7 protein-coding genes are annotated in these 5797 nt (G+C 58.3%); 1 reads left to right on the top strand and 6 read right to left on the bottom strand.

The annotated features are described in order from the left end of the window. The 5 genes from L972_RS19680 to L972_RS19660 form a co-directional block, all read right to left on the bottom strand. Positions 1–540 (bottom strand): pseudouridine synthase (locus L972_RS19680; protein ID WP_047440497.1); only part of this gene is annotated, 540 nt, incomplete at its 3' end. 176 nt (positions 541–716) lie between these two features. Next, positions 717–1409 (bottom strand): ABC transporter permease, encoded by a 693-nt coding sequence (locus tag L972_RS19675; RefSeq protein WP_005337302.1) that lies wholly within the window; start codon positions 1407–1409, stop codon positions 717–719. A gap of 3 nt (positions 1410–1412) precedes the next feature. Then, entirely contained in the window at positions 1413–2153 is a 741-nt protein-coding gene (locus tag L972_RS19670; protein ID WP_005352911.1) for an ABC transporter permease, read from the bottom strand. Between the two features lie 211 nt (positions 2154–2364). Next, positions 2365–3138, bottom strand: coding sequence for an ABC transporter substrate-binding protein (locus L972_RS19665; protein WP_005337307.1), 774 nt, complete (start codon positions 3136–3138; stop codon positions 2365–2367). A gap of 49 nt (positions 3139–3187) precedes the next feature. Beyond that, positions 3188–3958 (bottom strand): ABC transporter ATP-binding protein, encoded by a 771-nt coding sequence (locus tag L972_RS19660; RefSeq protein ID WP_005337310.1) that lies wholly within the window; start codon positions 3956–3958, stop codon positions 3188–3190. Between the two features lie 533 nt (positions 3959–4491). Here L972_RS19660 and L972_RS19655 point away from each other — a divergent pair. Continuing rightward, entirely contained in the window at positions 4492–5394 is a 903-nt protein-coding gene (locus L972_RS19655; RefSeq protein WP_047440495.1) for a lysine exporter LysO family protein, read from the top strand. A gap of 103 nt (positions 5395–5497) precedes the next feature. On the opposite strand, the gene L972_RS19650 is transcribed toward L972_RS19655, so the two are convergent. Then, a partial coding sequence (locus L972_RS19650; RefSeq protein WP_047440484.1) for an amidohydrolase family protein occupies positions 5498–5797 on the bottom strand: 300 nt, incomplete at its 5' end.

Genomic DNA, 5797 nt, shown 5'->3' with positions numbered 1-5797 from the left:
GTGCAGATAGCCGCGATCGGCTGGCGTACCGCCATAGCGCTCATCCCCGAGAATGGGGGCGCCGATACTTTTGAGGGCAACCCGGATCTGGTGGGTTTTGCCGGTCTGGGGCTTGATGCGATAGAGCCGCAGCCCCTCGCGCACCGACACCGAATCAAACCAGCTGATGGCAGGATTATCCAGAGTACGCACCAGCATCCAGCTACCACCGCGCCCCTTTTGCATATCCCCTTTCACCCAGCCCTGCTTCTTCTTCGGCTTGCGATCGGAGAGCGCCAGATACTGTTTGCTCACCTCACGGGCCGCAAAAGCCATGCTCAGCTCACGGTTCGCCTCTGTGGTGCGAGCCAGCAGCACCAGCCCGGAGGTCATCTTGTCGAGCCGGTGTACCGGATAGAGAGCGAGCCCTGTATCGGCCTTCACGCGATTGACCAGCCCCGGATTGACCGCCTCCCCGTCGCCCTTCTCGTCGTGCATGCCGATGCCGGGCTGCTTGTCGATAACCAGGAAAGCGGGATGCTCAAACAATATCCGGTACATAAAACCTCGGGAACTGGGGAATAAGGCATGCAGCCAACAACTGGCGGCGCTCGGGAGTGCTGCATTCTCCCTGCTCGGGCACTATTTGGCAAACCGGGCGGGCAGAGGATAAAGATAAAAAATGGCTCCGCCTGCAACAGGCGGAGCCATTTTCGCTCATCTTGGCAGATCACACCTTACACATTGCGCGGGCGCAGATGGGCGTGCCAGCGCGCTTCCCACTTCTTGAACAGCCAGACGATGACAAAGGTGAGCAGCATATAGAGCAGCCCTGCGGTCAAAAAGGCCTCGAACGGACTGTAGTAGCGAGAGTTGATGATCCGCGCCGCGCCGGTCAGATCGACGATGGTGATGATGCCCGCCACCGCTGAGCCTTGCAGCATGAAGATCACCTCGTTGCTGTAAGCCGGCAGTGCCCGACGAAACGAGTTGGGCAAAATGATCCGGGTCAGGGTCTGCCAGCGAGTCATGCCAAAGGCGTTGGCTGCCTCAATCTGGCCGCGCGGCATATTGTGTACCGCCCCGCGCACGATCTCGGCGGTATAGGCGGCGGTATTGAGGGTGAAGGCCAGCAGGGCACAGAACCAGGCTTCGGAGAAGAGCGACCAGGCGGCACTGTTCTTCAGCCACTCCCACTGGGCGGCGCCGTAGTAGATGATAAAGAGCTGCACCAGCAGCGGGGTGCCGCGAAAGAAGTAGATATAGGCCCAGATCGGCCCCTTGATCAGCCAGTTGCGGCTATTGCGCAGGATGCCCATGGGCACAGCCAGCATCAGGCCGAGGATCAGAGAGAGGGCCACCAGCCAGACGGTGGTATAGAGCCCCTCCCAGTAGGTGGGCCACTCTTTGAGAATGATTGAGAAATCCATGGCTTACCTCGTCTTGATGGCGTAATGACGCTCGGCCCACTTGAGCGCCGAGGTGGAGACTGCGGTGAAGATCAGGAAGATCAACGCCACCGCCATGTAGAAGGTGAAGGGTTGCTGGGTCGAGCCCGCCGCCAGCGAGGCTTTGCGCACCATGTCATCGAGGCCGATGATGGAGACCAGCGCGGTGGTTTTCAGCAGCACCAGCCAGTTGTTGCCAAACCCCGGCAAAGCGTGGCGCATCATCTGGGGGAAGAGGATCCGCACAAACACCTGGGTTGCCCGCATGCCAAAGGCCCGTGCGGCCTCCAGCTCGCCTTTGTCCACCGCCAGAATGGCGCCGCGAAAGGTCTCGGTCATGTAGGCGCCAAAGATAAAACCGATGGTCGCGACACCGGCCACAAAGGGGCTGATGTCAATATAGTCCGGGAGCAGGGAGACCCACTCCTGATTGGGATTACTCTCCAGTAACCAGCTGTTGTAAGTCTCGTTGACCCAGGTGCAGATGCCGTTGATCAGCACCTGGCCGCCAAAGAAGAGCAGCATCATCAGCACCAGATCAGGGATGCCGCGAATGATGGTGGTGTAGCCGGTGGCGATGGCCCGAGCCCACTTGTAGGGAGAGAGTTTGGCCAGCGCCCCCAGCATCCCCAGCAGCAACGCCAGCAGCAGGGAGGCCAGCGCCACTTCCAGGGTGACCCAGGCGCCCTCCAGCAGCGAGGCTTCGTATCCTTTCAAATCAAACATATGCAGCTCCATCGCCACTGAATCTTCACGCACCTGCTAACCAGAAGGCTCCATAGCAGTCCGAATGAAATATGTGCAGCTCCATTGCAATCAATGCGGGCCCGTAAACTCCCTCAGGGAGGTGACGGGCCCGATGACTACTGACGGGATCAACCTGTCGTTACTTGCCGTAGACGTCCTTGGACTTACTCGCCGTAAACGTCTCTTTGTTTTACTCTCCGTAAACGTCGAACTCGAAGTACTTGTCGTTGATTTCCTTGTACTTGCCGTTGGCACGCAGCGCCAGAATGGCGGCGTTGAATTTCTCTTTCAGATCCTTGTCAGCCTTGCGCACCGCAATACCGGCACCCTCGCCAAACCACTTGGGATCGGTCAGTTTCGGGCCGACGAATTCGAAGGCATCACCCCCCTCTTTCTTCAGCAGACCGTCGGTGATGGCGGCAGAGTCGGCCAGCACATAGTCCACACGACCGGATTTCAGATCGAGATAGGCTTCATCGGCGGTGCCGTAACGCTTGATGGTGGCATTGGGGAAGTTGTCGGTAATAAAGGTATCCATGGAGGTTGCACGCTGCACCGCGACGGACTTGCCTTCCATAAAGGCTTTGTCGAGCTGCACATCAGTGCCCTTCTTGGCGGCAAAGCGGGCCGGAATGTGCTGGTACTTCTGGGTGAAGTCCACCTTCTTCTTGCGCTCTTCTGTGATGTCCATGGTGGCGATGATGGCGTCAAACTTGCGCGACAGCAGCGCCGGAATGATGCCGTCCCAGTCCTGCTTGACCAGGGTGCACTTCACTTTCATCTCTTCGCACAGGGCGTTGGCGATGTCGATATCAAAGCCTTTCACCTCGCCACTGGGCTCGGTCCAGGAGAAGGGGGGATAGGCACCCTCAACCCCGATCCGGACCTCTTTCCACTCCTTGGCCATCAGGCTACCGGACGCGAGGGCAGTAACTACGGCTGTCGCCAGCATCAGCTTGTTCATGTATCTCTCCTTGATAAAACAGTTGATTGGGTAACCAGGCATCCCACCATCAGTAGATGGAGGAGATGAATTGCTTGAACCGCTCGGATTTGGGATGGGCGAAAATCTCCTTGGGGTTGCCCTCCTCTTCCACCCGCCCCTGATGCAGAAACATCACCTTGTTCGATACATCCCGGGCAAACGACATCTCGTGGGTCACCACCAGCATGGTGCGCCCCTCTTCAGCCAGCTCGCGCATCAGGCCGAGCACCTCCCCCACCAGCTCGGGATCCAGCGCCGAGGTGGGTTCGTCAAACAGCATCACCTCGGGCTCTACCGCCAGCGCACGGGCAATGGCGGCCCGCTGCTGCTGACCACCGGAGAGGTGGCCGGGATAGTAGTCACGCCGCTCCCAGAGTCCAACCCGGTTGAGCAGTTGCTCTGCCTTGGCCAGAGCTTCGGCGCGAGGCACCTTGAGCACCTGGATCGGCACTTCGATGATGTTCTGCATGATGGTCATGTGTGACCAGAGATTGAAACTTTGAAACACCATGGCCAACCGACTGCGGATCCGCTCCACCTGACGCATATCCTCGGGCAACCGCTCGCCGGCGCGGCTGGTTTTCATCCGGATCAGCTCGCCATGGAGCGAGACGGTGCCGGATGAGGGGGTTTCGAGCAGATTGATACAGCGAAGAAAGGTCGACTTCCCCGAGCCGGAGGAGCCGATAAGGGAGATCACATCCCCCTTGTGGGCGGTCATGTCGATGCCCTTGAGCACTTCGTGGGTGCCAAAATATTTGTGCAGATCACGTACTTCCAGTGCGGCAACGTCGCTCATCCATTACAACCTTGTCTGTCCCTAGACGCCGCAGGGGGCGTGACTCAACCATCGTCCATTTAACAAAAAGTTAACCGATGGCAACCTTCAGCGAAAATATCACCCGGATAGTGAAAAAACAATACAGAACGAGGGTCTTCAGGAGATTCGCTCTATTTTTATTCGCTCTTTGCGTATTTTTCAGCACTTTGTTTGCATAAACAGCCGTTTCAATGGCTATTCCGATAACGCCTTTTTATACCCCAATCATATCAGTGGCAAGAGAAAAGCGTGATGTGTGCCAAACCGGCACCAAAATGGCTTTATGCACCCCCTTGCCGAGCGAAATATCGGCACCCCGATTGGATCAACTTGATTTCATTGGTGCACTCGGGCTCGCACAGAACCTTATCAAACAGAGAGGTTGTGGCAAAAAAGTAACAATCTGCCCCCAAAAGGGCTGTTTTCGGCCATGAAAGCGAGAGATATGTGACACAGAGCCAATAAGTAATGATAAGGTGGTGTTTTTATCAGTTTTTGTGATCGAGGCCTCGATGCTGCTCAATGTGTTGCTGATCCTGTTGCCACTGGCAATCGGCTATCTGATTCCCCTCTCCTCTGCCCGGCTGATCAAGCTGGTCAACCAGAGTCTGGGCAAGATGGTCTACCTCATTCTGTTTCTGATGGGGCTCGGGCTTGCCTATGTGGAGAACCTGGGCAGCAATCTGGCGGTGATCTTCCAGGTCGCCGGGGTGATGCTGACCGCGATCACGGTCTGCAACCTGCTGGCCCTCTGGTGGCTCGACAAACGCACGCCGCCGACCCACGAGGCGAGCGATGCCAAGATGCCGGGCAAGTTGCACCTGTTGTGGGAATCCCTGCAGCTCTGCTTTGTGGTGCTCGGCGGTGTGCTGCTGGGTCTACTGGTGGATCTGCGCGCCCTGCCCATCGACAAGTGGAGCGAGTGGGCCCTGATGCTGCTGCTGTTTCTCATCGGGGTGCAGATGCGCAACTCCGGCATGCGGCTGCGCCAGATCCTGCTCAATCCCTGGGGGATGAAGATAGCCGCCACCGTCATCCTCAGCAGCTGGCTTGGCAGCCTGCTGGCGGCCCAATTGCTGGGGATGCCCTTTGCCCATGGTCTGGCGATGAGCTCGAGCTTCGGCTGGTATTCGCTCTCCGGCATTCTGGTGGCCGACAAACTGGGGCCGGTGCTCGGTTCTGCTGCCTTTATCAACGATCTTGGGCGCGAGCTTATCGCCATTCTGATCATCCCGGTCCTGATGCGTCGCCACCCCTCGGCGGCCATCGGTTACGGCGGCGCCACGGCGCTGGACTTCACCCTGCCGGTCATCCAGAAATCAGGGGGCATTCAGGTGGTGCCGGTGGCCATTGTCTCCGGCTTTATCCTGAGCCTGCTCGGCCCCATCCTGATCCTCGGGTTTCTGGCGCTCTAAGCCTGATTCCCACATTGCAGATAAAAAAGCCCGACCTTGTTGTCGGGCTTTTGCTGTTTGGAGCAACCACGCACTCGCACTGGCTGCGATATTGCCCGCAGCCTTATTCGCGCCATTGGCCGCCACTCATCACCCGTTCGATAGCAAACGTCCGGTCGTGCACCAGCAGCAGATCCGCATCCTGCCCGACCCCGATACGCCCCTTGCTGCCAAGCCCCAGCGCCTGTGCCGGATTGCTCGTCACCGCGGCCAACGCCCTCTCCAGCGAGACACCGAGCCGGGTCGCGCGCACACACTGCAGCCACAGGCTGGCAATCTGACCACAGCGCATCTCGATTAGCCGCCCTTCGCCATCAAAGCGCGGCAGGCTGGCGTTGGCATCCGAGCTGAAGGTGATGCGATC

Source organism: Aeromonas sp. ZOR0001, from assembly GCF_000801015.1.
In the GTDB taxonomy this organism is placed as follows: domain Bacteria; phylum Pseudomonadota; class Gammaproteobacteria; order Enterobacterales; family Aeromonadaceae; genus Aeromonas; species Aeromonas veronii.
This window is presented reverse-complemented; position numbering and strand designations above follow the sequence as displayed.